Origin of the sequence: Pseudomonas syringae (assembly GCF_021605415.1) — a bacterium.
In the GTDB taxonomy this organism is placed as follows: Bacteria; Pseudomonadota; Gammaproteobacteria; order Pseudomonadales; family Pseudomonadaceae; genus Aquipseudomonas; species Aquipseudomonas syringae_S.
In genome coordinates, this window is record NZ_WKEQ01000045.1 from 1 (window position 1) to 24,538 (window position 24,538).

Sequence of the window (24,538 nt, forward strand, 5' to 3'; positions counted from 1 at the left end):
CCCCTGTAGGAGCCGTCGAGTGAAACCAGGCTGCGATCTTTTGATGGTGTTTCTTACAATCAATATCAAAAGATCGCAGCCTCGTTTCACTCGACAGCTCCTACACGGGTGATTTACCACTGGCGTTTGTCGGGGCGGGCCAGGCCGAGTTTTTCGATGCGGTATCGCAGCATGTCGCGGCTCAGGCCGAGCAAGCGTGCGGACTTGGTGACGTTCCAGTCAGTTTTGTCGAGCATCTTGCGCACCATGTCGCGTTCGACTTCCGGCAGGTTCATCGATTCGGTGTTGTTCGCCGGGCGTGGTTCGAAGTGCGGCATTTCGTGATGATGCAGTGGCGGTTCGTCCACCAGGCTCATGCAGACGTTCAACTGGTGCGCGGCAATCGTGTCGCTCTGCGCCAGTAATACGGTCTGCTCCAGCATGTTGCGCAGTTCGCGCACGTTGCCCGGCCAGGTGTAGCTGAGCAGCAGGTCTTCGGCCTGATCGCTGAAATGCAGATTCGGCTTGCCGTAGCGTTTGCCGTGACTGGCGAGGAAATGCCTGGCCAGCAACAGAATGTCCTCGCCCCGTGCGTACAGGCGCGGCACTTTGATCGAAATGATCCGCAGGCGAAAGAACAGATCCCGACGGAACTTGCCCTGCTGCACCATTTGCTCAAGGTTGCAGTTGGTGGCGCTGATCACCCGCAAATTGACTTTGCGCTCCTTCACCGAGCCGACCCGGCGGATGGTGCGGTCTTCCAGAAGCTTCAGCAGTTTGGCTTGCAGCAGCAGATCCATTTCGCCGACTTCATCGAGAAACAGCGTGCCGCCGTCGGCCGCTTCGACCAGGCCGACCCGGCGATCCTTGGCATCCGTAAAGGCACCCTTCTCGTGGCCGAACAGTTCCGACTCGACCAGATTGGAGGGAATCGACGCGCAGTTGAATTCAATAAACGGCCCTTTGCTGCGCGGGCCGTCGAAGTGCAGCGCGCGAGCCACCAGTTCCTTGCCGGTGCCGGTCTCGCCTTCGACCAGTACCGGCGGCAGATCGGTATTGGCCATACGTCGCTCGGCGTCGAGCAATTGCGCGATGGTGCCTTTGAGGTACTCCATCGGCGCCGAATCGCCAATCAACGCCTGCACCCCGGATTTCTGTGCCTCGCGATCCTGATAGAACGACAGCGTGCGTTCCATTCGTTCGGTCGCCAGGGCCTTGTCGAGCAGCAATTTCAGCTCCGGCAGGGCCACGGGTTTGGTGACGTAATGAAAGGCGCCCTCCTTCATCGCCACCACCGCATCTTCAACGTTGCCGTAGCCGGTCATCATGATCACTTTCAGATCCGGCGCGCTGACGCGCAGCTTCTGGATCAAGTCGTGACCGCTCATGCCCGGCAGCGAGTTGTCGGTCAGCACCACGTCAGGCACGAAGCTGCCCAGTTGCTCCAGCGCGTCCTCGGCCGAGTGGCAGACCGTCACCTCGAAGTCCTTGCGCTCCAGGTAGGTCTGAATATTTTCGGCGAGCAATTCGTCATCCTCGACCAGCAGAATGCTGTGTTCCATATTCCCCTCCCGATGCCACTTTGAAGTTGAGACTGACGCGGGTTCCTTCCTGCTCTTTGCTGGTCAACACGACCGAGCCCTGAAACCGCTCCATGATTCTTTTGACGAGAGCCAGACCCACGCCGAGCCCGCCCTGTTTGGTGGTGAAAAACGGTTTGAACACCGACAGTTGCTGCTGCGCGCTCATGCCTTTGCCATTGTCGCCGAGGGTCATGCACACGCAACCCGGTTGCTGTGTCTCGATCTCGACAGTCAACACACCACCCCGGGGCATCGCTTCAAGAGCGTTGGCAAACAGGCTGTTGAGTATTTGCGTCAGCAGCACTTGCTGGCTGATGACCGGCGGGCAAGGCTGCGGAGTGAACCGTACTTCAACGCCGTTGCGCTTGATCAACGCGTCGAAAGCGCCAACGGTGTCATCGAGCGCGAGCAGCAGATCCACCGCCTCGCCGTCATCGCTCACCGGGCGTAACGACACTAGCAGTTCGCGTACCCAGCGTGACATGCGGTCGACCTGGCTGATGATGTCACCGATGTTTTTCTGCGCGTCGGAGCTGGCAACCTCTTGAGCCAGTTCGGCACTGGAGCGGATGGTTGCCAACGGATTGCGCAGGCTGTGCGCCACCGCCGAGGACATTTCGCCCAGCGCGACAAAGGTTTCGTTGCTGACCAATTGCTTTTGCTGGCTCTGCAACAATTTTGCCGCGCGCCGCACAATCCAGAACAGCCCAAGATAGATCGCCGTGCCACCCAGCAAGGTCGCCAGCCAGATCGAGGCAAAGCCACGGTCAATACGCTCCACCAGATCCGACGGTTCCTTGTAGATTTCGACCATGGCGACGACTTTGCTTTTGTCGGCATTGAACATCGGTATGTAATTCTCGATGAACAGGTACTTCGGCTCACGCAGCAATTGCTGCTCCGGACGCTCATCATCAATTTTGTGATAGCTGGAGGACACCGGGACTTTCATCTCGAACGACTCATCCAGCTCGTCATCGTCTTTGATGTGCACACCAATCAGCTCAGGGTTGGTCGACCAGATCACCGTGCGATCCAGCGCATACACCGTGGCCAGCAGAATGTCCGGCAAATGCTCGACGTGGTCGAGAAATTCCGTGCGCGCAGCAACATGGGAAATCAGGCTGACATCAGGAAAACGGCCATCCTGACGCGGGTCGAGCATTTCGCCCATGGTTCGAGCCGGATTGATGCCGGCGTGGCGCATTTCCGCATCGCCAATGGCCTGCACGAATTGCGCGGTGAGCAGCGCGTCGCGTTCAACACTTTCGGTCACGACAAAACGCGTGGAAATGTAGCCCAGGCCCAGCGCCACGACGGCGATGATGAAAAAGCTGCCGAGCGAAAACCAGCGCAGCAGATTGAACTGTTCGCCCCAGGTCTTGCTCGCTGCTGACGGCGTGGCCGGCGCAGGGATTGTTTTTGCTTCCAGTCGCTGCATGGGAGTGCCCTGGAGATTGTATCGAGCCGGTTACCGTCGCCATCTTCGATGAGTGTAGGCGGCTATTAACACGGCAACACGGTTCAATGATGCTATTTCGCCGCTATCGCATCTGACCCACCGATTCGGCTGTAGACCCCGGTTTTATTGGCGTCAACGCCCCGGCGGCGACGTCTTTTGAGGCCGGGTGCTGGCGTTCGGTCTCTTCGCTCAGGAAGTCGATGATCGACTGCGCGGACAACTGGTCCAGGCGCAGATTGGGCATCGAAATCCGCTCGTACTGTTCAAACAATTGCACGGCGATCGGGTCTTTTTCCGCGAGCATGCGATCCGGCTCGCGGATCCAGCGACTCAGCCACGACGGTTCGCGTTGACGGGTGACGCCGATCAGATCCGGGCCGATGCCGCGCATGCCGATGCCCTGCCCGTCTTGCGGGCCGAGGCTGTGACACGACGCGCAACGAGTGCGAAAAAGCTCTTCGCCGTTGCTCGGCGGGCGAATGTCCGGCGCGTTGGCGTAACTTTCTTCGATGCTTGGGTCTTTCCAGTTCTGCAAGGTGTTGGCCAATTGATCGGCGAGGATCCACGGGTTCTCGAACGGCGAGGCTTTCATCCAGCGCCCGGTAGTCTGGTTGCCGACGATCAGGCTGAGGTTGTGGTCCTTGCTGCGACCGTTGTCGACGCCTTCGATAAACAGACCGAGCTTCTTGCGCAGGTCAGTGACGTCTTCAAATTCGCCGGTCAGGAACTTCCAGCCCGGGCCGACCTTGAAGCGTTGCGAATAGGCCTTGAGCACGGCCGGCGTGTCGCTCAACGGGTCGATGCTGATCGAGTAGAAAAAGACGTCCTTGCCGACTCGATCACCGAGCAGTTTCTGCACCTGGCGCAACCGCGCTGTTTCCAGTGGGCAGGAATCGCTGCACGAGGTGAAGATGAAATTGATCACCACCACTTTGTCTTTGATCAGGTCATCGTAAAAATGCACCTGCTGGCCGTCCTGATCGGTGAGCAGTGTGTTGGGAAAATAACCCGCGCCCCACGGGGTCGCCGATTCGGCGGCTCCCTGGGTTGCGGGGGCGGAAGCCTCGGGTGGCATCTGGTGGGCAATCAATGCCTGACTGCCGAGCAGACAGGTCACCAAGACCAGCACCCGATGCATGCCCAACGCTTGGGAGCGCGGTGCTTGACGATTCATGACGGCTCCCTCCCTTCTCATTTGGCGACGTTCACTTGCGGGCCGAAGCCATCGCCATTACGGAAGGTGGGCAGCGCGGCGGAGTTCACGTAGCGCACGCCATCCCAGCTTGGCAGCGGTGTCGGCATCAACTGGAATTGACCGGGCTTTTCAATGTCCCAACGCAGCAGCATCGAGTTGTCTTCATGCTGGGTGTTGTGACAGTGCTCCATGTATGTTCCTGCGAATTCGCGGAAGTTGATCGCCATCTCCACGCTGTCCAGCCCATCGATTTCCGAACCGATGCGATAGACGTCCTTGCGTGCCCATTTTTCCCATTCCGGTGGAGCCTTGCCGCCACGGCTAAGGATAATGCCTTCCTCGAAATGCACGTGCACCGGATGGCTCCAGCCCTTGCCACCGGCCTTGATGTTCCACACCTCCAGTGTGCCGAACCCGGCGGCCCCGGCGTCGGTTGGCCCGGTCGACAACTGGGTCGACGCATTCAACCGCCGCGGATCCATGTGGTAGCCGAAACCGCCGTCGGTCTTGACCGTCCACGGTGCCTCATCGGTGCCGTCGGAACGGCCGAAGATGAAGGTGCGGTGGCGGGCCTGGGCCAATATCGCTTTGTCGGCGGCGTTGTCGCGGTGGATCTTCAGCGGGATCATCACCAGCCCTTCAGCCTTGCCCGGTTTCGCCGGTTCGTAGGCTGCCGGGTTCATGGCCAGATCCTGGCCGGTATAGGCCTTGACGTTCAGTTGCAGGATCTTGCCCACCGCTGGATCGCCCCGATCCCACTGCGGGCCTTTGCTGGTTTGCTTGATCACTGCCAGGTATTTCTCGGACAAAAGATCCGCCAGCGCAATCACCTCTTTCGGGCCTTTGCCGTCGTCATGGGCCTGAAGGTTGAGGAAGAAGATCTTGTCGCCCGGCTTGATGCCGTTTTTCGCGAAATTGACGATGATGTCGAACCGTTCGGCGATGCCCTGGGTCGGCAGAATCGCGTTGTGGTTCTGTTTGTCGCCATCGGCGTCCAGATCCATGCTGCCGTCGAACGGCACGGCGTGTTCCATGATGTTGCCGTCGTTGGCGATCATGTGAAACGGCACGCGGCTGTACGACACACCGGAGTTTTTCGGCCCCTGGAATTCGCCGCTGTTGCCTTTGATTTCCCGCACCAGCGCCAGTTTGAAGTAGCGCGACACCGAGCCGTTGAGGATGCGGAAGCGATAGCTGCGCGCCCGGACATCAAGGGTCGGTTTCCATTGCCAGTTGACCAGCAACTGGTCACCGAGGAAGCCGTCGGTGTTGAACGGGTTGAACCACAACTGCCCTTCCTGATCCCAGGCTTTGTCTGCAAACACCAGGTTGACGTCGTAGTCGCGGTTACCCCATGGCAAGCCGCTGCCGCTGGGTAGCCGCAGGTTGACGCCGTCGTTCACCGACTCGTTGCCGCGATCCAGGGCGCTGTAATAATTCATCATCGCCGCGTTGCCCTTGTAGACATTCTGCGCGGTGAAATCGAGCATGTGGTCGTGGAACCAGTGGGTGCTCATGGTTTCGCGCCAGTCGCCGCGAATCTTGATGGTGCCGTGATCGCAGGTTTTCTTTTCCGGCACCACGGCGTTGACCCACAGGGTTTCGCCGTCTGCGCACGGGAACGCGGCGCGGGGATCTTCAGCCTTGGTGTTGATGGTGTCGTAACCAGCCAACTGGATCGGCCAGCGATAGTCGTAGAACTGCCCCGGGAAGAAAAACGCGTTGGCATAGCCGTCGCTTTCCGCCGGCCCGTGGCCGTTGTGCTCATGAGTGCTGATAGTGTGCAGGCCGAAGCCACGGTTGGCCGACGGATCGATCGGCAAGCCGTTGTAATGACGCATTAACGTCGGTTGACCGTAACGCACCATGAGCAGTTTCGGCGGCAGCGTGCCGTCGAACGTCCACACCGCGTTGTGATTCTGGATCGGCATGGCCGGATGGAAACGTATGTCGACACCTTTGGCGGTGCCATTCGTCAGTGGCACACCCGCGACGTTGTGATACAGCCCGCCCGGGCCGAATTCGCCGATGGCGTATTTGTGCATTTGCAGCGTGTCACGCAGGCCACCGTTGAGCCGTGCACCGGTCTGCACGGTTTTGTAGGCGTTTTGCGGGTAGAACTCGTTCCAGCGCTGATGCGACCAGCCTTTGCCCGGCGGCCGGCCTTCGGCGGACGAACCGATGTGCCGGTTGAGGAACACTTCGATCTGCGCCTGCCACGGGTTGCGGTCGACAACGTTGGAGAACTGGCTTGGGAATGGCGTCAGTCCCGGTTGCTTGAGGAAGGTATCGAGCGCGGTGCCCGGCGGCGCGCTGCGCGCCACGCTGTTGGGATCCTGCGCGGGTGCAGGGCCAATGGCCGCCGGTGGGAATGGCAACGGCGCGGCCGGGGTGGTCGGGTCGAGTTTTTCCGCGCCGAATTCTTCGAACAACAGCAATTGCTGAGTAAACGGCTGGGCCCCGTACAGAGGGCTCGGCTTGCCGTTGGTGGGGTAGTTGAAACTGGTCTGTATGCTCGGCGGCAGGACGTTTTCGACACGGGTCGAATCGCGCGAGCCTTTCACGCCGTCCGGCAAATCGAAGGAGTCTTCGTTGGCTTCGGGCATCGTCAGGATGGCGCCAAGGGCGGCCGCCTCATCGGCTGGCTCGTCGTAGTACGCTGACGGGTCGGAGGTTTCCGGCTGTCGCTCATCATCGATGGGGCTTGCGTGGACGCCCGCCATCGTTCCGAGGGTCAACGTGAGGAAGACGCTCAACGGCGTCAACAAGAAGGGTTTGCAGGGGTAAAGCGTTGTCCTGTTCATCACCAGCCGCCTCAATCAAGGAAGGGGTGATGGTGTTTTGCAATTACCTCGCCACACTTTGAAACAAATTAATTGTCAGGCTTTAGTCCTTACAAAACAATTAGTTAGCCATTCACATTTACGCCATTACCCGAACCGACTGGGGCTTGACACCCGCCCTTGGGGAAAGTTCATCCCCGTTTCATGGGACTAACTGGAACGCCAGACGAACGGTTGTCCCCTCGCCTTCGCGGCTGTCCAGGGTTACGCCGCCACCGAAACGCTCCATGATTCGCTTGACCAACACCAGCCCTACGCCGAGGCCGCCTGCCTTGGTGGTGAAAAACGGGCGGAACGCCATGCTGCGTTGTTCCTCATTCATGCCCTTGCCGGTGTCGCTGAGCACAACGGACACGCCACGATTTTCGCTGGGCTCAAGACTGACCGTCAGCGTGCCGCCCTTGTCCATCGCTTCAAGGGCATTGGCCAGCAGGCTATTGAGGATCTGTGTCAGTTGTACGGGCTGGCTCAGCACCATCGGCGTCTGCTGGGGATGGAACACCACGTTGACCCCGGCGCGGGCGATTTGCTGTTCGAAGGCCATGAGGCTGTCGTGCACCGCCGCGACAAGATTCACCGGTTCCGGGTCATCGTTGAGCGGTCGCAGCGATTGCAGCAGCTCGCGCACCCATTTCGACATGCGGTCGACCTGGCCGATGATGTCCTTGATGTTTTTCTGCGCGGGCCCGGCGTCGAACTCCAGCGCCAGTTCTGCACTGGAGCGGATCGTCGCCAGCGGATTGCGCAAGCTGTGCGCCACCGCTGAAGACATCTCGCCGAGTGCCACATAAGTTTCATTGGCGATCAATTGCCGTTGCTGCACCGCGAGCAGAATGGCGGCGCGCCGCACGATCCAGTAGAGCCCGAGGTAAATCAGCCCGCCGCCCAGAGCGGTCGCCAGCCAGATCAGCGTCAGGCCGCGCTCCATGCGAGCGATCAGGTCTTTGGGCTCTTTGTAGATCTCGACCATCGCCGTGACGGTGCTGCCATCGGCATCGAACAGCGGGATGTAGTTTTCAATGAAGATGTAATCGGGCGGTGTGATGAATTTCTGCTCCATCCGCTCTTTGTCGACGTCGTGATAGCTGGCCGACACCGGGATTTTTTCATTGAAGGCACGATCCAGATCTTCATCGGAATGAATGGTGGTGCCGATGAGCGCCGGGTTGGTCGACCAGACCACCCTGCGATCCGAGGCATAAATGTTGGCGAGGATCACATCTGGCAAGTGTTCGATGTGATCGAGGAATTCGCCTCGGGCGTTGGCCCGAGCGCCAGGATCGACATCGGGAAAATCTTTGTCCTGACGCGCGTCGAGCAGTTCACCCATCGTGCGCACATTGGGAATCGACACATGGCGAACTTCGGCCGAGGCGATGGCCTGGATGAACTGGGCGGTGAGCAAGGCATCGCGCTGTACGCTTTCCTCGATCACGAACCGCGTCGAAACCGCGCCGAGGGCGATGGCCACAATACCGATCACCGCCATGCTGATCAGGGAAAACCAGCGCAACAGGTTGAACGGCAGCTTGCGCGAACCCAGCCGCAGGGTGGCATCCTCGGAGAGAAATGATTTGGACTGCATGTTCATGGCGGCGGGTTTCCAAAACGTCTCATAGGGTTATAGCCCACCCCCGGGGGATTGCCCGATTGCGGGTACCCCGCCCCCGTCTTCCTAACTGCGAAAGAACACCCGCGAACCTGTGGGAGCGAGCCTGCTCGCGAAGAGGCCGGCACATTAATATCAATCTCGCCTGACCTGACGCCATCGCTGGCAAGCCAGCTCCCACAGGGTCTCGGGCGTACTGATATGTGTGGAGCCCCACAATACTGTGGGAGCTGGCTTGCCAGCGAAGAGGCCTGCCTATTTAACACAAGACGCAACTCGGCCGACGGCATCGGAAGCGGGCCCGCGCCCTTCGCTTCAGCTGCGCCAAACACTGGTACCCCACCGCCCCCAACACTGGGGACAGACGCCCGTTCGGCGCGTCTGCTTCTCATCCTTCGCTTTTGCGCGCCCCTTGCGCCACGGGCCTCTGCCGCGTGTGGCCCATCCGTTGGTATGGAAGTTGTAAAGCCCTTTGCAACTGACCCATCCCCAAGGGGCAGGTACCTTGATAGAGGGAATACTCATGCACCCTTTACTGTCCAAAACGGCGGCCGCCCTGGTCGTTAGCGCATTGGCCCAGGGCGTCGCCCAGGCCGCTTTGTTTGCCGTGGATCCCGGCCCTTACGTGCCGGCCAATGGCGGTTTCGCCAGTTGGTATCAGGACACCCATGGCCGCACCCTGGATCTGTGCCTGTCCAAGGCGCTCAGCTCGCGAGTGCCTAGCGCCCCCGGCGCGCCTTCGTACATGTGTTCGTTACTGCCGACGCCCGGTGTGTTCGACGATGCGCAGCCGATTGTTTTTCCGACCAACTTTCCCGATGAGGCGTTCTGGTTCACCGGCGAAACCACCCTTGTCGATGCGGCACGCGGCATCGACCTGACCTACGTCAGCGCCATCGAAGCCGCATTCGCCGCCGAAGAGCCGGTGGAAGGCGATCAGGTCAGCTTCGGCCGTATCCGCATTCGCGTCGACGTGCCTACCGCTGGCACTTACGTAATCACCCACCCCTACGGCGTCGATGTATTCACCGTCGACACCCCCGGCCGCCGGGCAATCAACATGACCCGCGACATCGGCATCGGTACGCCGAAAACCTACGACGGCGCGCTCAAGAGCGACCTCGGCCCGTTCCTGCGCAGCGTCAACGGCCCCTACACCGAGACCAATCCGCTAGGCGGCGCCGAGCAATTCATCGGTGACCCTAACCTGAACGAACCGGTCACCGGCAGTCCGTTCAATACCAACTACGTGCGCATCGAAGGTCCCGGCGGCATTGATCTGCGCACTACGTTGTTTGCCGTGTCCGGCAAATTGTCCACCGTGGTTCGGCCGACACCGATGATTGCCCAACGCAGCACCTACTCGCGCACGGCCGGCGAAAGTGCTCCGGTGGCCCAGCAAGACGTGTTTGTCCTTGCCCCGCCGCCACCGGGCACCGCCGCGGTCACCAGCAGCACTCCGGTGCTGAACATGACCGAAGCCAACACCACCGGTGCCTGGTACGCGCAATCGGCGGTCAATCCTGGCCTGCCCACCTCGCTGCAAGTAACAGCCGACAACAGTCTGGCCATCCCGACCAGCACACCGACCACATTGTCGATGGCCCTGACCGATCTGGTGGTGATTCAGCGCGCCGAGTACAGCCTGAGCTCCGGGCAACTGACCCTGGTGGCCTCGACCAGTGACGAAACCTCGCCGCCGGTACTCACCGCCACTTCCGCTGGCGGTGCCGCGATTGGTGCCCTGAGTGGCGACGGCGCGGTGAAAACCCTCGCGACCGGGATCTCGCCGATTCCGCCGGCCAAGGTTCGGGTGACGTCGTCCAACGGCGGCAGCGATACCGAAGAAGTGGTCATCGTGCAATGAACGCTCACATGCCCAGATCCGCATCAGGAGGCATCATGAACAAGTGGCCACGCTTCGCGCTCAACGCGCTCGGGCTGACTCTTTCGCTGACCGGCAGTGCGTTCGCGCAACTGGCCGCCGTCGATCCCGGCCCCTACACCTTCGCCACCGGGAAATTCCCGATGTGGTATCAGGACAACAATCAGTTGTCGATGGAACTGTGCCAGTCGCGTGCCGTCAGCTCGCGAGTGGGGGCCAGCGTGCCGCCGGCCTACATGTGCACCTTGCTGCCGGAACCGGGCATCTACGACGATACCCAGCCGATGATTTTCCCGGACAACTGGCCGCCGGAAGCCTTCTGGTTTCTGGCTGAAACCGCCATTGCCGACAACGCCGCCGGTTATGGCGTGGACGCCTATGTCGCTGGCATCGAAGCGGCGTTCGCTTCGGAAAATCCCGCAGATGGGGATCAGCAAAGCTTCGCGCGTATTCGGATCAGGGTGAACATTCCTACTGCCGGTACTTACACCATCACTCACCCCTACGGTGTGGAGACGGTCAACGTCACCGCCCCCGGCCGCCGCGCGATCAATATCACCCGTGACATCGGCATTGGCGCTCCCGGCGACTTTTCCGGCGCGATCAACGGCGACATCGGGCCGTTCCTGCGCAGCGTCAACGGCCCGTACACCGAAGTGAACCCGGACACCGGCGGCATCGATACCTTCGTCGGCGACCCGAACCTCACGGAAGCGGTGACCGGCAGCCCGTTCAACACCAACTTTTTGCGCATCACAGGTCCCGCCGGGACGATCCAGACCAGCCTCTTCACCGTGGCCGGCAAGGTGCTCGACAGTCGTCAGCAGACCCAAGTCGACATTGACCGCGCCACCTATCGCCGGACGGCGGCCGGCGTACGCGCAGAAGTGTTCGCCAAGGCCGACAGCAGCTCGACCCTGTGCTTCCGCGAAACCGTTGCGCTCTTGCCCGGCCCGCCGCTGACGCCATGCCAGACAAGCCTGTTGGGTGACAACAACGGTCTGTTCTTCGGCCAGCGCCTGGGCACCGGCGCGGTTCCTGCGGTGATCGTCGTAACCGCGACCAACCCGGCCGGCACCACACGGCCGACGGCGGTGTCTGCCAAGCTCACCGACGTGGTGAAAGTCCAGACCGCGCGCTACAGCTGGGACAACCACAGCCTGTTGATCGAGGCGACATCCACCGATGAAGTGGCGTTCCCTGACATGGTCGCTCAAGGCTACGGACGCATGTCGCGTAGTGGCAACCTGCAACGCATCACCGTTGCCGACCTGACCCAGCCGCCCGCCACTGTGACGGTGAAATCTGCCGCTGGCGGCAGCGATACCGAAGCGGTTGTGGTCGTCGGCACGGCGCCGAACTCCGGCGAGAACCAGCCACCGCTGGCGGTCAACGATGTTGGCAATACCACCTTCGGCGTGCCGATCAGCCTCAGCCTGCTGACCAACGACAGCGATCCCGACAACGATGTGCCGCTGTCCATTACGGCGTTGACTCAACCGGCCGCCGGCCAGGGCACCGTCGCACTCAGCGGCACTGCAGCGGTGGTCTACACCCCGCCAGCAGTCGTAAACACTCCGTTGACCACGACCTTCACCTACAAGGCCCAGGACGTCAAAGGCCTGGCCTCGACCGCCGCCGCGACCGTGACCATCACCGTGCAGCCTAACCTTCCACCGACCGCCGTTGCCGACAGCGTCGCGACACTGGGCGTCGCCATCCCGATCAACGTGTTGGCCAACGACACCGATCCGGAAGGCAACGTGCCGCTGGGCGTCGCCAGCCTGACCCAACCGGCCGCCGGCCGCGGCACGGTCAGCACTGACGGCACAGTCATCACCTACACGCCACCAGCGACGGTGACCACCGCGTTCACCACAACCTTCACCTACATCGCGAGGGACAGCTTCGGCGCCCAATCGACGCCGGCCACGGTCACGGTGCAAGTGTCGCCACGACCTGCGGCGGAAACCTTCGCGATCACAACGTCGACCGTGCAGGCCCGCTCAGGCGGCCGCTTCAACTGGGACTTCACCGGCACGTCGTCGGTGACCACGGGCAACACCATCACCGTTCAGGTGACCACCCCGACCGGGTTGGTAACCCTCGGCACCACCACGGTGCCGGTGACCGGACGCTGGCGGCTGACGCTCAACAACACGCTGGTGGTGCCATCGGCCAACCCGACCGCCACCATCCGTTCGTCCCAAGGCACCGTGCGCACCGTGACGGTGACCACACTCTGAGTCTGCGCCCCACCCACTTTCGGGTGAGTGGGGCAAGCCTCTGACCCGGTTGATGCTCAAGAGGACCACGCCATGAACACGTCGATCGCCACGGCCCTGCTTTGCCTGCTTTTGCTGTGCGGCATTGCAGGCGTGCGCGCCGACGACTTGATGGAAAACGATGACCTGGCACCCACCGCCGACCTCGGCGAACTGCCACCTGCGATCGGACAGCAAGCGCTGATCGATCAGATCGGCCAGGCCAACGTCGCCCTGCTGCAACAGAACGGTCAATCCCTGCTCGGACAGATCGTGCAGTCGGGCAGCAATCAGGAGGCGTACATCCTGCAACAGGGCAGCGACCTGATGGCATTGATTACACAAACCGGTTCCGGCAACGCCGCATCGATCAATCAAAACGGCAGCCACAACCGCGCGCAGATATCGCAAAACGGCAACAACAACGACGCCAGCATCGAGCAGGCCGGCACGGGGCTGCAAAGCGCCGTGACCCAGTCGGGCAACGGAATGAGCGTCTCGGTCAAGCAATACCGCTAAAGCACTGCAACCTTTGGAGACTCCATCATGTTCAAATTGACGCCCCTCACCGCCGCGATCCTGGTCATGATCAGTGCCCAGGTCATGGCTGACGACAGCATCTCGAACCAGAGCCAGGTCGGTACTGCCAACATCGCCGATGTGAAGCAGAGTCAGTCCCCGACCAGCACCGCCACCCAGACCCAACTGGGCCTGGGCAACAACGCCGCAGCCGTACAGGACACCGCCACCAGCGTCATCATTCAAGACGCCGCCGGCGACTACAACGCCGGTTACGCCGAGCAACTGTTTGAAGACAACAGCACCATCACCCAGCAGCAAGTGGGCCAGTTCAACATCGCCCATGGCAGCCAGTCCCTCGGCTTCGGTGCCGGCAACCAGGCGTTGCAACAACAGCAAGGCACCGGCAACTTCTCGTTCGTGTACCAAGACTCGCAGAACGGCAGCGAAGGCAAAACCTTCCAGTTCGGCGACAACAACGAAGCCAACATCGAGCAACTGTACGAAGGCACCGGCAACAGCTCGGTGATTACCCAGTACGGCACGGCCAACTACGGCACCGCTGAACAAGTGCTACACAACGGTGGCCAGATCGGCATCAACCAGGCCGGCGAAGGCAACTACGCCTATGGCGACCAGCGCAACGGCACCGGCGGCAACGTCACCATCAACCAGCTCGGCGATTTCAATGGCACCGAAGTCTGGCAAGACTCGCAGCTGGCGAGCCAGGCCACCATCAACCAGTACGGCAACAGCAACGAAACCGTGGTCGACCAGAGCTTCGGCGAGAACAACGCCGCCGCCGTCACCCAGGTCGGCGACACCAACGCCATCTACGCCGATCAGTTCGAGTCGGTCAACTCGACCCTCGCGTTGTATCAGGTGGGTAACGGCAACGTGCACTTTACCTATCAGAACGGTGACAGCCACGTCCTCAACGCCACTTCCGTGGGCAACGACAACAAGGTTTACGCCAGCAACTGGAAAGGCCCGCAATCGGGCGGCCAATTCGGCAGCGGCCAGCGCGCCACCGTCACCCAGGCCGGCAATGGCAACATCGCCAACTTCACCCAGGACGGCGTCGGCCAAGTCATGACCACTAGCCAAACCGGCACGGGCAACAAAACCACGGTCACCCAGGCCGATTCCTACAACGAGCTGTACTTCGACCAGAACGGCAGCGACAACATCCTCATCGCCGACCAGCGCGGCACCACCAACCTGGCGCAAGGCAGCTCGAACGGTACTGGCAACAGCACCGAATTCGACCAGTCCGGCACCGGCAACCAGGCGTTCACTTCGCAGCTGTACGGCAGCGACAACATGATCACCGTCAAACAGGCCGACACCATGAACGTCGCGTACGTGACCCAGGGCGGCATGGGGAACATTGCCAATGTCGATCAGAGCGGTATGACGCAGACCGCGACGATCCAGCAATACGGTTCGGCTAACCAGGCGAGTGTTTTGCAGCAGTAAGTGTTGGGTGGAAAAAAAACCGCGAGCCTTGTGAAGGGGCTCGCGGTTTTTTGTTGCACGGTGTGGGCGCTGCGCCTGTTTAAAATCGGCTGCATTCTACGGAAAAATTTAGTTTTCGAGAAAATCCGGATGTTTTCTTACCACTTCTGGCGGTTGGCCGTCGGAAGTGCGCGGACTAGGATTTGGCTGGACAACTTGCCTGCGGCTGCTCAACAAAGTCTTCAATCCGGCATGGATCTTATAATGTCCGCCAAATCATCTTTGGTTATCTCATTAGCCTTAATAGCCGCAGCGACGTCTTTTTTGGAAAGCGGGAAACGCTTAAAAATTTCCTTCAAGGTATCCGGATCAATATTTGCCAGCCAAAGAGGGTCAATAAACGAGCCGCCGTACTCAGGTTTCATGGGTACTTCTTCGTGGGCAATTGCACCTTTGTGATTGAAATACACCACATAACGATCATGCCCCTCAGGAAAGCTTTTATCGTGATAAAGCGTAGTTCCCAATGGCAGCACATAGTAGCCCTCATCGTTATTCGGCCCTTCAATCAGCAACGGCTCCTTAGTTTTAATCATCTTCATATCATGCCCCTTCGCAATATCGCCAAAAATCAGAACAACCCAAAAAAAAGCATTTACGAATAAAATCGCCAGCAACCATAAGCCAAGTCGCCTACTTGTAAACATTTTTCTTATCATAGTGGGCCTCGGTATTCGCTTCGAGCATGGCTTGTAGATCTGCCGGCATGAAGAGTCCGTCCTGCGGATCTTTCTGCGTACGTGCTGCTTGCCTTTCGATAAATGAGAGACCCCGCATTTGGTTAAAATTCGCAGGGTTCTGCACAATCTGCACTCCTGAAATTTTCGCACCCGCAATAGTCACGGTTGTGCAGTTATTCGTGGTTGGATGGTAGTTTGACGGCAGAACGAATCGGATGGACGTTGCTGTCTTTTTTCTTTGTTCCTTCTTCTGAGCGACAATCCCATCAAAGTGAGCGATAACGGCCTCGGCTTTCGCGTTATCCAAAAAATATACAAAACCGGTTGTTGTACGCCCCAAACTGTTTTCACCAGAGATATATGATTTGAATGATATCCAAACATTCAGCACTCCCTCTCCCTCGCTATCAAAAGCACCCCAAGTCTTACCATAACGGCCAAAATCATAAGTCATGTCTTTACTGCCAACTAAGACATGTAAAGCCGCGTGCCCGAAAGGATGTTCTTCTTGATCGCGAATGTAAGGACCGCCCACGAGTATCTCCATATAAGCACTCGACACGATTACCTGATTGGTTTTTGTGGTCTTCCCCGATGCGCCTGTATTTTTTGCTGCCTGTGTCGTGCTGGTAGTTTGAGTAGGCTGAACCATTAAAGATGTTCCGTATCTTCAAGTTTCGGAAATTTTATGCTGCAACTTCCTCTGGGAATATTTGCCAAATGAACAAAGCCGTTTTCGTCAAGGACGCCTGTCATCAAGGTCCCATCGGGAAGGGTCAGTTCATACGCCTCGTTGGCGATAGGCTCATCTCTTTCGTTAAGCAACTGAAACTCAACAAACGTTTTTTCTTTCAAAAACTGTGAGAAGAAACTGGTGGCAGCCCCACCAGACTCACCGACGAATGTATCGGGTGAACCGGCCGTAATCTTCGCTCCGCATGCCGTTTGCGAGCCAACATGGGCAACGTCTTTACCTAGCCCGAAAACATGCGGAGCGCCCGTCGTTATGGGATTGGCGCCATGAACTGGTCAGGAATAAATATCTCCTACCAAAGCCACGGGGATTGAATTAACAAAAATAGGGCTTGATCCGGTGCTGATATTTCCGCCATGACTCCCGGGGTCTCCGAGCCTTGCGACTGGCTTTCCTGCCATTATTTCGCTCCTTTGATATCACGATAGCCGGATGGTACCTGATCTTGGCGACTGCTGAACGATCAAAAGTCTTCTTTCCCGGCACATCAAGCGGAGCAGTGTTCCAGACTGCGATCTTTTGATTTTGTTCTTCAGAAAAACAAAGTCAAAAAATCGCAGCCTGCGGCAGCTCCACAGGGGGTTATGCGATTCGTTCGACGTGATCGAGGGCCTGGTTGATGGCCAGTTCGCCGAGCATGACCACTTGGGCGATGCCGAGCAGGGTTTTGCGGTGTGGGGTGTGCAGGAGCGCGTCGAAGTTGTTGAGCATTTCGGTGGCGGAGCCGAGGGATTCGCTGGCATTGGCGAGCAGCGATTCGGTGTTGCAGGAAGGGTTGGCGAGGTACATCGGCGCGGGTTTGTTGTGGTCGGCCATGATAATGGCGGTGGGCGTCAGGTAATGATCGAGCGCGCGTTCGGCGGCTTCGTGGAGTTTTCTGGAATCGAGGGATTAGTAGGGGGATGCGGGGTCTGTAGTGAGGGATTCTGGAGGGTTGGGTGTTGGTTTGATCATGGTCGTTCACTCTCATAAGTGGTGAAGCTGGCCGCTTCGATTTCCAGGCGAATGGGTGACAGCTATACGCGGGCTGGAAATCCGGGAGAGAGCAACCCGGCAGACATAAATGTCTCCCCCGCACAGCCGCCATAACTGCATGCACAAATGAAGGCGCGCAAGCATACGTTATGAAAAGCGTTTTCGCTCTCTCACATCTTCAGGTTTCCAGGCCCGATCGCTGAATTGGCAGCGACGTGCAAAGGCTAGAGCCCGGGCTTCCGACGGGCAACCTGAAAACATCGTGGGAAAGTTCGGCGTTTTTGAAACATGTTTTAAACATTGAGCATTGGAACGCGGAGCGTCCCGGGCTGCGTTCCCACGCGGAGCGTGGGAACGATCAAACCGTCGGTTGCGCCAACATGAGAACCGAATCATGACGAAACAGGTTGGCTGTCAGGCCGCCTTCGCGAGCAAGCTCGGCTCCTACGACGATCAAAAGCCAACCAAGCCGTGCTTTTAACCACTCAACAGGATGAGCGTTAGCTCGACAAAGCTTTTGATTGTCTGGCCCCATCAGAACGAAGGAACCCGAGCCTGCGAGGGCCGAACGCAGGGGCCTAGACCTTTGCTTCCTTTGGGCTGGGCCGGCATTCCGGCGTTTGCCAAAGGGAGTCGACCGTCAGGGCGAAACCGAAAGCAGCCATCACGCAGCAACGGATATGCCCAAAGAACCGAGCACAACCGCAAGAACCTGGTCGGCCCGAAGGCCGCCACGTTCAAAGCAACCCCTATTCAGCCTCAGGATCCACCTTGTTCTGACTCAAATACCGATTCAACGTCTCATCCTGCGAAGGCACTGAATTATCCCCCGCCACCTGCCACAACCGCCGCTCAATACCCTGCGCCAGCATATGCCCCACCGCCGCCTCGATCGCCGACAACACACACAACTGCGCCGGCTCATTCGTCGTGTACCCGACCTCAGCCTCCAGCAACTTCTTGAACTCGATAAACTTGAACACCCCGGCACTACGCGCCACCGAATAAATCGTCTTGCTGGTCATCACATTCGCCAACACTTGCCCACTGCGCACATCCACCGCACGCAAATTCACCGTCACCTGATCCACCCGATATTCCCGGGCAATATCAATCCCCAGATACCGTGCCCCTTCCCCGCCACTGCGCACATTGGTGTCGTACGCAATGATCCCGCCTTCGAGCATCATGTTCGCCGCCTGCAACGGTGGCAGCTCGGCGACGATGTTCACCGGCGTATTGGGTTTCTTCTGCGAGGCACGGATGATTTTGCGTTCGGTCAGCAGGTTTTGCAGCCCTTCACGCTCCAGCACCACGAACCAACCGCTGGACTGCAAGGCGTCCATCAACATGCTCGCCGCGCCCTGGGTCACGCTGGTGGAAAACGAACTGGCCGGGGTCGGTTTGTATTGTCCGGTCTGGTCACGGAAGCCATACACCACCGCCATCAGGCGACCCTTGGGCCGAGGCATTTTCAGCAAGTCGTAGTAGGTCGAGGCCCTTGGGGTCAGGGTCGGGGTTTCGGAGTCCTGCTCGGCCGACATCGGCTCGCGTAAACCGCACCCGTTCAATGCTGCCAACATCAGCCCTAGCGCTATTATTTTTTTCATGTCCATCACTCCCCGGAACCGTCATCCCGTCATGGGTTGAGGCCGTTCACCAGAATTTCCGAAATTTCGCCGGTCGCTCGGTCGGTCACTTCGATGCTCAGTGCGCCGGAGTCGTCGATCACGTTGACGATGAATGCATCTGTGGACAGGCTCCCCGTGTTGCCGGTGGAGATGTTGTCCAGCAACTGCCCTAGCAGTCGCGATTGCAATTGACTGGTGAAGCGTTCCAGCGCCGAAGTACCGGCCACCGTCGTCCGACTCTTGAGGTCAGGATCGTCGTAGTCGTTCTGGGCCTGGGCATTGTTGAGCAGCCAGGTGCCGTTCAGCGGGTTGCCGCCGAACGAGGGGTTGACTGGCGTGTAAACCAGCTCGGTCGCCTGCACCCACCCGTAACTGCCGAGCCCGAGCAACCACATGCCTGCGCGCCGTGAGAACGTTTTGCTGTTCATAGTTCGTCCTTCTCAAGGTCGGTGGTGTCCTGCAGCAAGTTTTCAAGCTTGCGCTGGACGATTTGCCGGCGAACCCAATCGGCGGCGTCGTAAGCGTCTTGTTTCAAGTCCACGGTGTTGGGTGGCAGAAAGCGCCGATACACCAAGCGTTGCTGATACTCCACGGTCACCAGGCTGCCCCAGCGTGCGTCCGGACGTTCGCGCACCACCAGGTTGAAATCCATCGGGCTGGTGTCGCGCAGGCGCTCGCTGAACAGGTAATAAAAGTCGTGGCCGATGTGCGAGATCGTGTTGTCGACGATGAAGCCGAGCATTTCGTCTTCTTCGCTGGCACTGGCGCAGGACGCCGCGATGCCGAGGATCAGCGCGCACCACCATTGGCGACTCATGGCTGCAATGCCTGTGGCAAGGCCGACTGGCCTTTGGCCGGGCCGTTGGTGCCTTCAAGAAAGGCTTTTTCGGCAACGAACTGCCAGTCCGCGTAACTTTTCATGCCTTCGAAATCCGACCACTCCGGCGCAAAACCAGACTGCTTCAACGGCGTGTCGGTGGACGGACTGTTGATGCCGGTGATGCGCCCGTCGAAACCGCGCTGCAGGAACCATTCGCCACCGCCAATCGGATCCGGGTACAGCTGACGGATGTGGTGTCTGGCTTCCGGAAAACGCTGGTCATCGAGCATGTCCGCCAGCTCTTTCGGGTACTGCGCCAGCCCCGGCGAACTGCGGTAGTAGCTGCGCAGCGCCTGGGCGTATTGGGTGCCGACCCAGAGCAACTGGCGCTCACGGTCGCGGCGCGAAGACGTTGACCACAACTCGCCGGCACTGGCCAGGCCCATGCCCATGATGACGATCAGGAACAGCACGCCCAGGTAAGTGAACCCGCCCTGCTCCGCGCGCTTACCACTCGGAATACTGGCTGCCATCACGCGCCCTCCCGGTAGCACCGCTTTTGATATCGGCCACACCACCGGCGACACCGTCGGGTGGCGCGACGAGTACCCACTGATCCATGCGTTCGGTGATCGGATCCAGCGGCGCGTTGCGCAGATAGCGTTGTTCAACCAGTTGCTCGACGGAATCCGGATAACGCCCGGTGTCGCCGTAATAGTGATCGAGGGCCTCGCGCATGGCCGACAGGCTCTGGCGCAACGTGGTCTCTTTCGACGCTTCGAGGCTGTTGAAATAGCGCGGCAAGGCGATGGTCATCAGGGTGGCGATGATCGCCATTACCACCATCAGCTCCAGCAAGGTAAAACCTTTTTCCCGACGCATGCTGTTCACCACTCGCGGTAGGCGATGCCGTTGAGGCCCTTGCCCCGGGCGTTGGAGTAAACGTCGAAAACGTCCTCGCCATCGCGCGGGTTCTGAGCCGAACTGTCGTAGGCGCGCAGGCCCCAACCCCCTTCATCGTCACGCTTGGCCGGCACCAGCGGATCACGCGGAATGCGGCGTAAAAAGTAGAACTTGGCGCCCTTGGCGCTGCGCACATCACGCACGCCTTCGACCAGCACTTTCAGGTTCGGCGGGTAGCCGCTGGTGGCCAACGACTTCTCGATGTAACCGGCATCGAACGCGCGTTTGTAGGCATCCAGTGCATCGCGAATCTGATACAGCGCGGTGCGCAGTTCCTGCTCCTTGCCCCGGCGCACCAACGTCTCGGTCAGCGGCGCGGCCATGCTCGCCAAGAGGCCGATCAGGGCCAGCGTCACCACGACTTCGATCAAGGTAAATCCGCGCTGTGAGGCGTTCATGATCAAGGCTTCTCGATAGTGACTTGGGTGGTGGCCACCGCCGCTTCACCGACAGCGCGAGGCGGCGAGGAAGGCTGGGCGGCAGGTGCCGGCGTCGTGTACGACTGCATCGAGCGATCCGGCGCCTGGATGTGCATGCTGGTTTCGGTGCCGGTCGGGAATTCCATGTCCGACGGGCTCTGGTATGGCAGGTTGCGCACGATCCGTGGGGTGATCGAGAGCACCAGTTCCGACTTGCCGACGGTGTCTTTGTTGCTGCCAAACAGCCGGCCCAGCCCCGGAATGTCACCGAGCCCCGGAATCTTGTTGCCGGTGGCGCCGTGGTCGTTGCGCACCAGCCCTGCGAGGATCTGGGTTTCGCCGTCGTGCAGGCGCAGCGAGGTCTGCGCGTTGCGGGTATCGACCTGCACCGGGATCGTGCCCTGACGGGTCGGTTCGAGCGGCGTGGCGTTACTCACTTCGAGGGCGATCTTGATTGCAACTTCGTTGTTCAAATGCACGGTGGGCTGCACTTCAAGCTTCAGACCCACATCCAGATACGTGACGCTTTCGGTGATCACCGGACCTTGTGTGGAAGGCACTGACGTGGCGCTGATGATCGGCACCCGCTGGCCGATGTGGATGCGCGCCTGTTCACGGTTACTGACGCGAATCACCGGGCTCGCCAGGGTGTTGATGTCGCTGTCCTGGGCGTTGATCTTGGCTTGTGGCGACGGTGAAATGGAGATGCGGCTGGAATTGATGCCCTTGAGCTGATCGAGCAACGTCACCGCCGAACCGTCACTGTTGACCACGCCGAAGGTGTTCGGCCATTGCAGGCCCAGATCGAGAATACGCTGGGTGGCGACTTCCATCACTTCCACTTCCAGCACCACTTCGGGGTTGGACTGATCCTGGGATTGCAGGAGTTTCTCCGCCATGCGAATCGCGTCTTCGGTGTCGCGCATGGTCAGGGTGTTGAGGCGTTCATCGACAAACACGTCGCGGGTTTTGAGCATGGTTTTGATCATGTTCAGCGCGGTGTTGGCGTCGATGCTGGTCAGGTAGAACGTACGCATCACCAGCTCTTGATAGTCCTTGAGCTTTTGCGGCGAGTCGGGGTAGATCAGCAAGGTGTTTTCGTTGACCACTTTCTGGTGCAGCTGGTTTTGCTGAAGCAGCAGTTGTACGGCGTCTTCAATGCGCACGTCCCGCACGAAAATCGTGGCTTTCATGTCGGGCCGCAGGTCTTTGTCGAAAATGAAATTCAGCCCGGCGACTTGCGACAGCACTTCGAAAATGGTCTTGAGGTTGGCGTCGCGAAATTCCAGGGTCACCGGGCGGTCGAGCCGGGTGCGCAGTTGCGGATAAGGAATCACGTTACGGCTCTGCACCAGACGGATATTGCCTTGCAGTGCCAATGCGCCTTCGTTGGTCGGGTCGAGTTCGAGGATCTGTTTGACCTGACGGTCGGCGCCGTAGATATCGCCACGCCGCAGATCACCCCGGGCCAGTTCGATTTTGTCGTCCATGCTGCGCAAATAATCGAGTTGGCGCAGTGCATCCTGGGCGCGGCGGTTGCTCGGTTCGATGGTCAGCACGCGGTTGTAGGCGGTGCGGGCCGAGGCGAAGTCGCGCCGGGCACGGTCGGTGTCGCCGGACGTGAGCAAACTGGTGACGGCCCTGGCCCGGCCACTGTTGAGAGCGATGTGCAACTCAGTGTCCCGTGGGTTTTCGCGCAAGCCTTCTTCGATGCGGGCGAGCCCGGCCTCGTACTGACCCTGCTCGATCAGATCGGCGGCTTCCTTGTTGGCCACTTGTGCGCTGCTGCACGCGGCCAGACCGGCGCACACGCACAGGCTCAACAGCAAACGGGATCGGTTCATTGCGTGCTCCCCACAGACAAGGTCTGCGACAAATGCAAGGGCAGGTAGACCAAGCTCAATTCCACGTCGGAAATGCCCGCGATCTTCCAGGTGTCGTCGATCACATCCCCGCTGCGCACGACGTAGATTTTCTCGCCGTTCTGCAGAAACACTTGTGTGTCGCTGCGGTCATGCAGTCTGCCGACGAATTGGAAGGGCACCGGTGGCAGGCTCGGGGCTTGCACCATGGGTGTCGTGTTGACCGGTTGTTCAGTGACCTTCGCCAGGGTCGGCGCGGGCTTCCAGGACTTGGCGGCAAACAGATCGCCCGCCGGGCTCAGATCCGCAAGCGCTGCTTTTTTGGCCTTGGTGGTACCCGCAGACACCACCGCTTTGGTGGCGTTTGTAGCCTTGGTGGCCACGGCTACATCCGTCATCTCGCCCTCTTCACTCGGGCTGAAAAACTCCGGCAACCAGGCCAGCGCCGCCGCCACACCGAAGAACGCCATCCAGCTCACAACACGTTTGGTGTTCATCATGACCTCGACAGGTAAAGGGTCATGCGGATCCGGCCCGAAAGGTCGGTGTCGGCGATTTTCTTGCGTTGAAACTCGACGTCCTCCACCACCACTGCCGGCAACTGGCCGAGCAAGGCGTGCAAAAAGCGGCGCAATTGCGGGTAGCTGCCGCGCACCGGTAACAGAATCTGATAACGCGCCAGATGGGTTTTCGGGTCGACACCGAGGGCGTATTCACCGCGCGCCAGAGTGATGTGCTCTTGCGCGGCGAGTGCGTAGATGCGGTCGATGGCAACAGTGGCTTGCGGCTGCGCCGGCAGTTTGTTGCGGAAATCGTCGAGCTGACGTTGCGGAACCACCGGCGGCGCAATGCTGCCGTCTTCGACCTTGGCCAGGTACTCGGTGGCTTCCTGCGTCTGTTGGCTGAGCTGTTGCAGCGATTGCCAGCCCGGCAGCAAACCGCCCAGTGCCCAGGCCAACGCCACCATCAGCAACGACCCACCGACCAGGCCCGGAACGCCGAGGCCTTGCAGGTACTCGTGAACAATCAGTCTAGGGATTCGCATCGCCTATCTCCCAGGTCGCCGAGAGGTTGAACTGCACCGGTTTTTCCGGCGATTTGACGACGATTTCATGACTGAGCAGCGACACGTCGGACAGCTCGTCGCTGGCTTCCAGACGCTTGTGAAAATCAAGCATTGCTTGCAGGTCGCGGGCTTCGGCGCTGATGCGTACCTGGCCCTTACGCGCATCCGGAGTCAGCGTGAGCAACGCGACGTCCTCGCGCGGCAGGGCTTCGAGCATGGCGAACAGGCGCTCCCACGGACGGCGCAGTTGTTGCGAGACCTTGCGCATCTCGGCGAGGTTCTGTGCCTGCTCGCGGGTCTCGGCCGCGCTCAGCGTGACCTTGCCGCTGCTGTCGCCGGTGAGTTGGCGTTGGGTGGTTTGCAAGTGACCCTGCTGTTGTTCGGCCCGGGCGCCGAGGTGCTGTTGCGCACCGAAGCACGCCAGCGCCAACACCACGCCACCGGCCAGCAAACTCCAACCCAGCGGGCCGGAACGGCGTGGCGGCTGGAAATCCAGATTCAGGGGGCGCAT

General features: G+C 59.7%; 22 protein-coding genes and 1 pseudogene. 4 read left to right on the forward strand and 19 right to left on the reverse strand.

Annotated features, from left to right (window positions below; all coding sequences use genetic code 11):
- Positions 1 to 113: 113 nt before the first annotated feature.
- The 5 genes from GIW69_RS23305 to GIW69_RS23325 form a co-directional block, all read right to left on the reverse strand.
- Complete coding sequence (locus GIW69_RS23305; RefSeq protein ID WP_236485119.1) at positions 114 to 1,541, reverse strand: sigma-54-dependent transcriptional regulator; 1,428 nt, start codon at positions 1,539 to 1,541, stop codon at positions 114 to 116.
- Entirely contained in the window at positions 1,510 to 3,003 is a 1,494-nt protein-coding gene (locus GIW69_RS23310; protein ID WP_236485120.1) for an ATP-binding protein, read from the reverse strand. Before GIW69_RS23310 ends, GIW69_RS23305 begins: the two co-directional genes overlap by 32 nt.
- Positions 3,004 to 3,106: 103 nt before the next feature.
- On the reverse strand, positions 3,107 to 4,198 hold the full coding sequence (locus tag GIW69_RS23315; RefSeq protein WP_236485121.1) for an SCO family protein: 1,092 nt from the start codon (positions 4,196 to 4,198) through the stop codon (positions 3,107 to 3,109).
- Positions 4,199 to 4,215: 17 nt separating this feature from the next.
- Positions 4,216 to 7,023 carry a multicopper oxidase domain-containing protein gene (locus GIW69_RS23320; RefSeq protein WP_236485122.1) on the reverse strand — a complete coding sequence of 936 codons (2,808 nt, stop codon included), beginning with the start codon at positions 7,021 to 7,023 and terminating at the stop codon, positions 4,216 to 4,218.
- Positions 7,024 to 7,204: 181 nt separating this feature from the next.
- Positions 7,205 to 8,653: an ATP-binding protein gene (locus GIW69_RS23325; protein ID WP_236485123.1), complete on the reverse strand. Its 1,449-nt coding sequence runs from the start codon at positions 8,651 to 8,653 to the stop codon at positions 7,205 to 7,207.
- Between the two features lie 541 nt (positions 8,654 to 9,194).
- Between GIW69_RS23325 and GIW69_RS23330 the strand changes: the two genes are divergently transcribed.
- The 4 genes from GIW69_RS23330 (at position 9,195) to GIW69_RS23345 (ending at position 14,818) form a co-directional block, all read left to right on the forward strand.
- The gene (locus GIW69_RS23330) at positions 9,195 to 10,538 is read left to right on the forward strand and encodes a hypothetical protein (protein WP_236485124.1); all 1,344 of its coding nucleotides are present in this window, start codon (positions 9,195 to 9,197) and stop codon (positions 10,536 to 10,538) included.
- Between the two features lie 35 nt (positions 10,539 to 10,573).
- Positions 10,574 to 12,802 (forward strand): Ig-like domain-containing protein, encoded by a 2,229-nt coding sequence (locus tag GIW69_RS23335; RefSeq protein ID WP_236485125.1) that lies wholly within the window; start codon positions 10,574 to 10,576, stop codon positions 12,800 to 12,802.
- Positions 12,803 to 12,874: 72 nt separating this feature from the next.
- A complete protein-coding gene (locus tag GIW69_RS23340; protein WP_236485126.1) occupies positions 12,875 to 13,339 on the forward strand; it encodes a curlin in 465 nt (154 codons plus the stop codon).
- Between the two features lie 27 nt (positions 13,340 to 13,366).
- The gene (locus GIW69_RS23345; RefSeq protein ID WP_236485127.1) at positions 13,367 to 14,818 is read left to right on the forward strand and encodes a curlin; all 1,452 of its coding nucleotides are present in this window, start codon (positions 13,367 to 13,369) and stop codon (positions 14,816 to 14,818) included.
- 221 nt (positions 14,819 to 15,039) lie between these two features.
- On the opposite strand, the gene GIW69_RS23350 is transcribed toward GIW69_RS23345, so the two are convergent.
- From GIW69_RS23350 to GIW69_RS23410, 14 genes and pseudogenes are all read right to left on the reverse strand, one after another.
- Complete coding sequence (locus GIW69_RS23350) at positions 15,040 to 15,516, reverse strand: magnesium and cobalt transport protein CorA (RefSeq protein WP_236485128.1); 477 nt, start codon at positions 15,514 to 15,516, stop codon at positions 15,040 to 15,042.
- Positions 15,491 to 16,189 (reverse strand): hypothetical protein, encoded by a 699-nt coding sequence (locus GIW69_RS23355; RefSeq protein ID WP_236485129.1) that lies wholly within the window; start codon positions 16,187 to 16,189, stop codon positions 15,491 to 15,493. Before GIW69_RS23355 ends, GIW69_RS23350 begins: the two co-directional genes overlap by 26 nt.
- A 377-nt stretch (positions 16,190 to 16,566) precedes the next feature.
- Positions 16,567 to 16,692 (reverse strand): PAAR domain-containing protein, encoded by a 126-nt coding sequence (locus GIW69_RS26480; RefSeq protein WP_496570952.1) that lies wholly within the window; start codon positions 16,690 to 16,692, stop codon positions 16,567 to 16,569.
- A gap of 181 nt (positions 16,693 to 16,873) precedes the next feature.
- Positions 16,874 to 17,245, reverse strand: a pseudogene (locus GIW69_RS23360) (DUF6124 family protein).
- A 770-nt stretch (positions 17,246 to 18,015) separates the two neighbouring features.
- A complete protein-coding gene (locus GIW69_RS23365) occupies positions 18,016 to 18,876 on the reverse strand; it encodes a CsgG/HfaB family protein (RefSeq protein WP_236485130.1) in 861 nt (286 codons plus the stop codon).
- A gap of 29 nt (positions 18,877 to 18,905) precedes the next feature.
- Entirely contained in the window at positions 18,906 to 19,325 is a 420-nt protein-coding gene (locus tag GIW69_RS23370) for a curli assembly protein CsgF (RefSeq protein ID WP_236485131.1), read from the reverse strand.
- Entirely contained in the window at positions 19,322 to 19,714 is a 393-nt protein-coding gene (gene csgE / locus GIW69_RS23375; RefSeq protein ID WP_236485132.1) for a curli production assembly/transport protein CsgE, read from the reverse strand. The genes GIW69_RS23370 and csgE overlap by 4 nt, the downstream gene beginning before the upstream one ends.
- On the reverse strand, positions 19,711 to 20,250 hold the full coding sequence (locus GIW69_RS23380; RefSeq protein ID WP_236485133.1) for a type II secretion system protein: 540 nt from the start codon (positions 20,248 to 20,250) through the stop codon (positions 19,711 to 19,713). The genes csgE and GIW69_RS23380 overlap by 4 nt, the downstream gene beginning before the upstream one ends.
- Positions 20,225 to 20,599 (reverse strand): prepilin-type N-terminal cleavage/methylation domain-containing protein, encoded by a 375-nt coding sequence (locus GIW69_RS23385; RefSeq protein WP_236485134.1) that lies wholly within the window; start codon positions 20,597 to 20,599, stop codon positions 20,225 to 20,227. Before GIW69_RS23385 ends, GIW69_RS23380 begins: the two co-directional genes overlap by 26 nt.
- A 5-nt stretch (positions 20,600 to 20,604) precedes the next feature.
- Positions 20,605 to 21,078, reverse strand: coding sequence for a type II secretion system protein (locus GIW69_RS23390; protein ID WP_236485135.1), 474 nt, complete (start codon positions 21,076 to 21,078; stop codon positions 20,605 to 20,607).
- A 2-nt stretch (positions 21,079 to 21,080) separates the two neighbouring features.
- Positions 21,081 to 22,943, reverse strand: a complete 1,863-nt coding sequence (locus tag GIW69_RS23395; protein WP_236485136.1) for a secretin GspD/PilQ domain-containing protein — start codon at positions 22,941 to 22,943, stop codon at positions 21,081 to 21,083.
- Positions 22,940 to 23,458, reverse strand: a complete 519-nt coding sequence (locus GIW69_RS23400) for a hypothetical protein (protein ID WP_236485137.1) — start codon at positions 23,456 to 23,458, stop codon at positions 22,940 to 22,942. Before GIW69_RS23400 ends, GIW69_RS23395 begins: the two co-directional genes overlap by 4 nt.
- Positions 23,458 to 24,006, reverse strand: a complete 549-nt coding sequence (locus GIW69_RS23405) for a GspMb/PilO family protein (protein WP_236485138.1) — start codon at positions 24,004 to 24,006, stop codon at positions 23,458 to 23,460. Before GIW69_RS23405 ends, GIW69_RS23400 begins: the two co-directional genes overlap by 1 nt.
- Positions 23,993 to 24,538, reverse strand: coding sequence for a PilN domain-containing protein (locus GIW69_RS23410; RefSeq protein ID WP_236485139.1), 546 nt, complete (start codon positions 24,536 to 24,538; stop codon positions 23,993 to 23,995). The genes GIW69_RS23405 and GIW69_RS23410 overlap by 14 nt, the downstream gene beginning before the upstream one ends.

Bases quoted from the DNA above. Each gene is read 5' to 3' on its own strand.
- GIW69_RS23350 (WP_236485128.1), bottom strand. From the start codon at position 15,516: ATGATAAGAAAAATGTTTACAAGTAGGCGACTTGGCTTATGGTTGCTG.
- GIW69_RS23380 (WP_236485133.1), bottom strand. From the start codon at position 20,250: ATGGCAGCCAGTATTCCGAGTGGTAAGCGCGCGGAGCAGGGCGGGTTC.
- GIW69_RS23390 (WP_236485135.1), bottom strand. From the start codon at position 21,078: ATGAACGCCTCACAGCGCGGATTTACCTTGATCGAAGTCGTGGTGACG.
- GIW69_RS23400 (WP_236485137.1), bottom strand. From the start codon at position 23,458: ATGAACACCAAACGTGTTGTGAGCTGGATGGCGTTCTTCGGTGTGGCG.
- GIW69_RS23385 (WP_236485134.1), bottom strand. From the start codon at position 20,599: ATGCGTCGGGAAAAAGGTTTTACCTTGCTGGAGCTGATGGTGGTAATG.
- GIW69_RS23395 (WP_236485136.1), bottom strand. From the start codon at position 22,943: ATGAACCGATCCCGTTTGCTGTTGAGCCTGTGCGTGTGCGCCGGTCTG.
- GIW69_RS23330 (WP_236485124.1), top strand. From the start codon at position 9,195: ATGCACCCTTTACTGTCCAAAACGGCGGCCGCCCTGGTCGTTAGCGCA.
- GIW69_RS23365 (WP_236485130.1), bottom strand. From the start codon at position 18,876: ATGAAAAAAATAATAGCGCTAGGGCTGATGTTGGCAGCATTGAACGGG.
- GIW69_RS23305 (WP_236485119.1), bottom strand. From the start codon at position 1,541: ATGGAACACAGCATTCTGCTGGTCGAGGATGACGAATTGCTCGCCGAA.
- GIW69_RS23320 (WP_236485122.1), bottom strand. From the start codon at position 7,023: ATGAACAGGACAACGCTTTACCCCTGCAAACCCTTCTTGTTGACGCCG.
- GIW69_RS23355 (WP_236485129.1), bottom strand. From the start codon at position 16,189: ATGGTTCAGCCTACTCAAACTACCAGCACGACACAGGCAGCAAAAAAT.
- GIW69_RS26480 (WP_496570952.1), bottom strand. From the start codon at position 16,692: ATGGCAGGAAAGCCAGTCGCAAGGCTCGGAGACCCCGGGAGTCATGGC.
- GIW69_RS23340 (WP_236485126.1), top strand. From the start codon at position 12,875: ATGAACACGTCGATCGCCACGGCCCTGCTTTGCCTGCTTTTGCTGTGC.
- csgE (WP_236485132.1), bottom strand. From the start codon at position 19,714: ATGAGTCGCCAATGGTGGTGCGCGCTGATCCTCGGCATCGCGGCGTCC.
- GIW69_RS23410 (WP_236485139.1), bottom strand. From the start codon at position 24,538: ATGCGCCCCCTGAATCTGGATTTCCAGCCGCCACGCCGTTCCGGCCCG.
- GIW69_RS23345 (WP_236485127.1), top strand. From the start codon at position 13,367: ATGTTCAAATTGACGCCCCTCACCGCCGCGATCCTGGTCATGATCAGT.
- GIW69_RS23315 (WP_236485121.1), bottom strand. From the start codon at position 4,198: ATGAATCGTCAAGCACCGCGCTCCCAAGCGTTGGGCATGCATCGGGTG.
- GIW69_RS23310 (WP_236485120.1), bottom strand. From the start codon at position 3,003: ATGCAGCGACTGGAAGCAAAAACAATCCCTGCGCCGGCCACGCCGTCA.
- GIW69_RS23335 (WP_236485125.1), top strand. From the start codon at position 10,574: ATGAACAAGTGGCCACGCTTCGCGCTCAACGCGCTCGGGCTGACTCTT.
- GIW69_RS23370 (WP_236485131.1), bottom strand. From the start codon at position 19,325: ATGAACAGCAAAACGTTCTCACGGCGCGCAGGCATGTGGTTGCTCGGG.
- GIW69_RS23405 (WP_236485138.1), bottom strand. From the start codon at position 24,006: ATGCGAATCCCTAGACTGATTGTTCACGAGTACCTGCAAGGCCTCGGC.
- GIW69_RS23325 (WP_236485123.1), bottom strand. From the start codon at position 8,653: ATGAACATGCAGTCCAAATCATTTCTCTCCGAGGATGCCACCCTGCGG.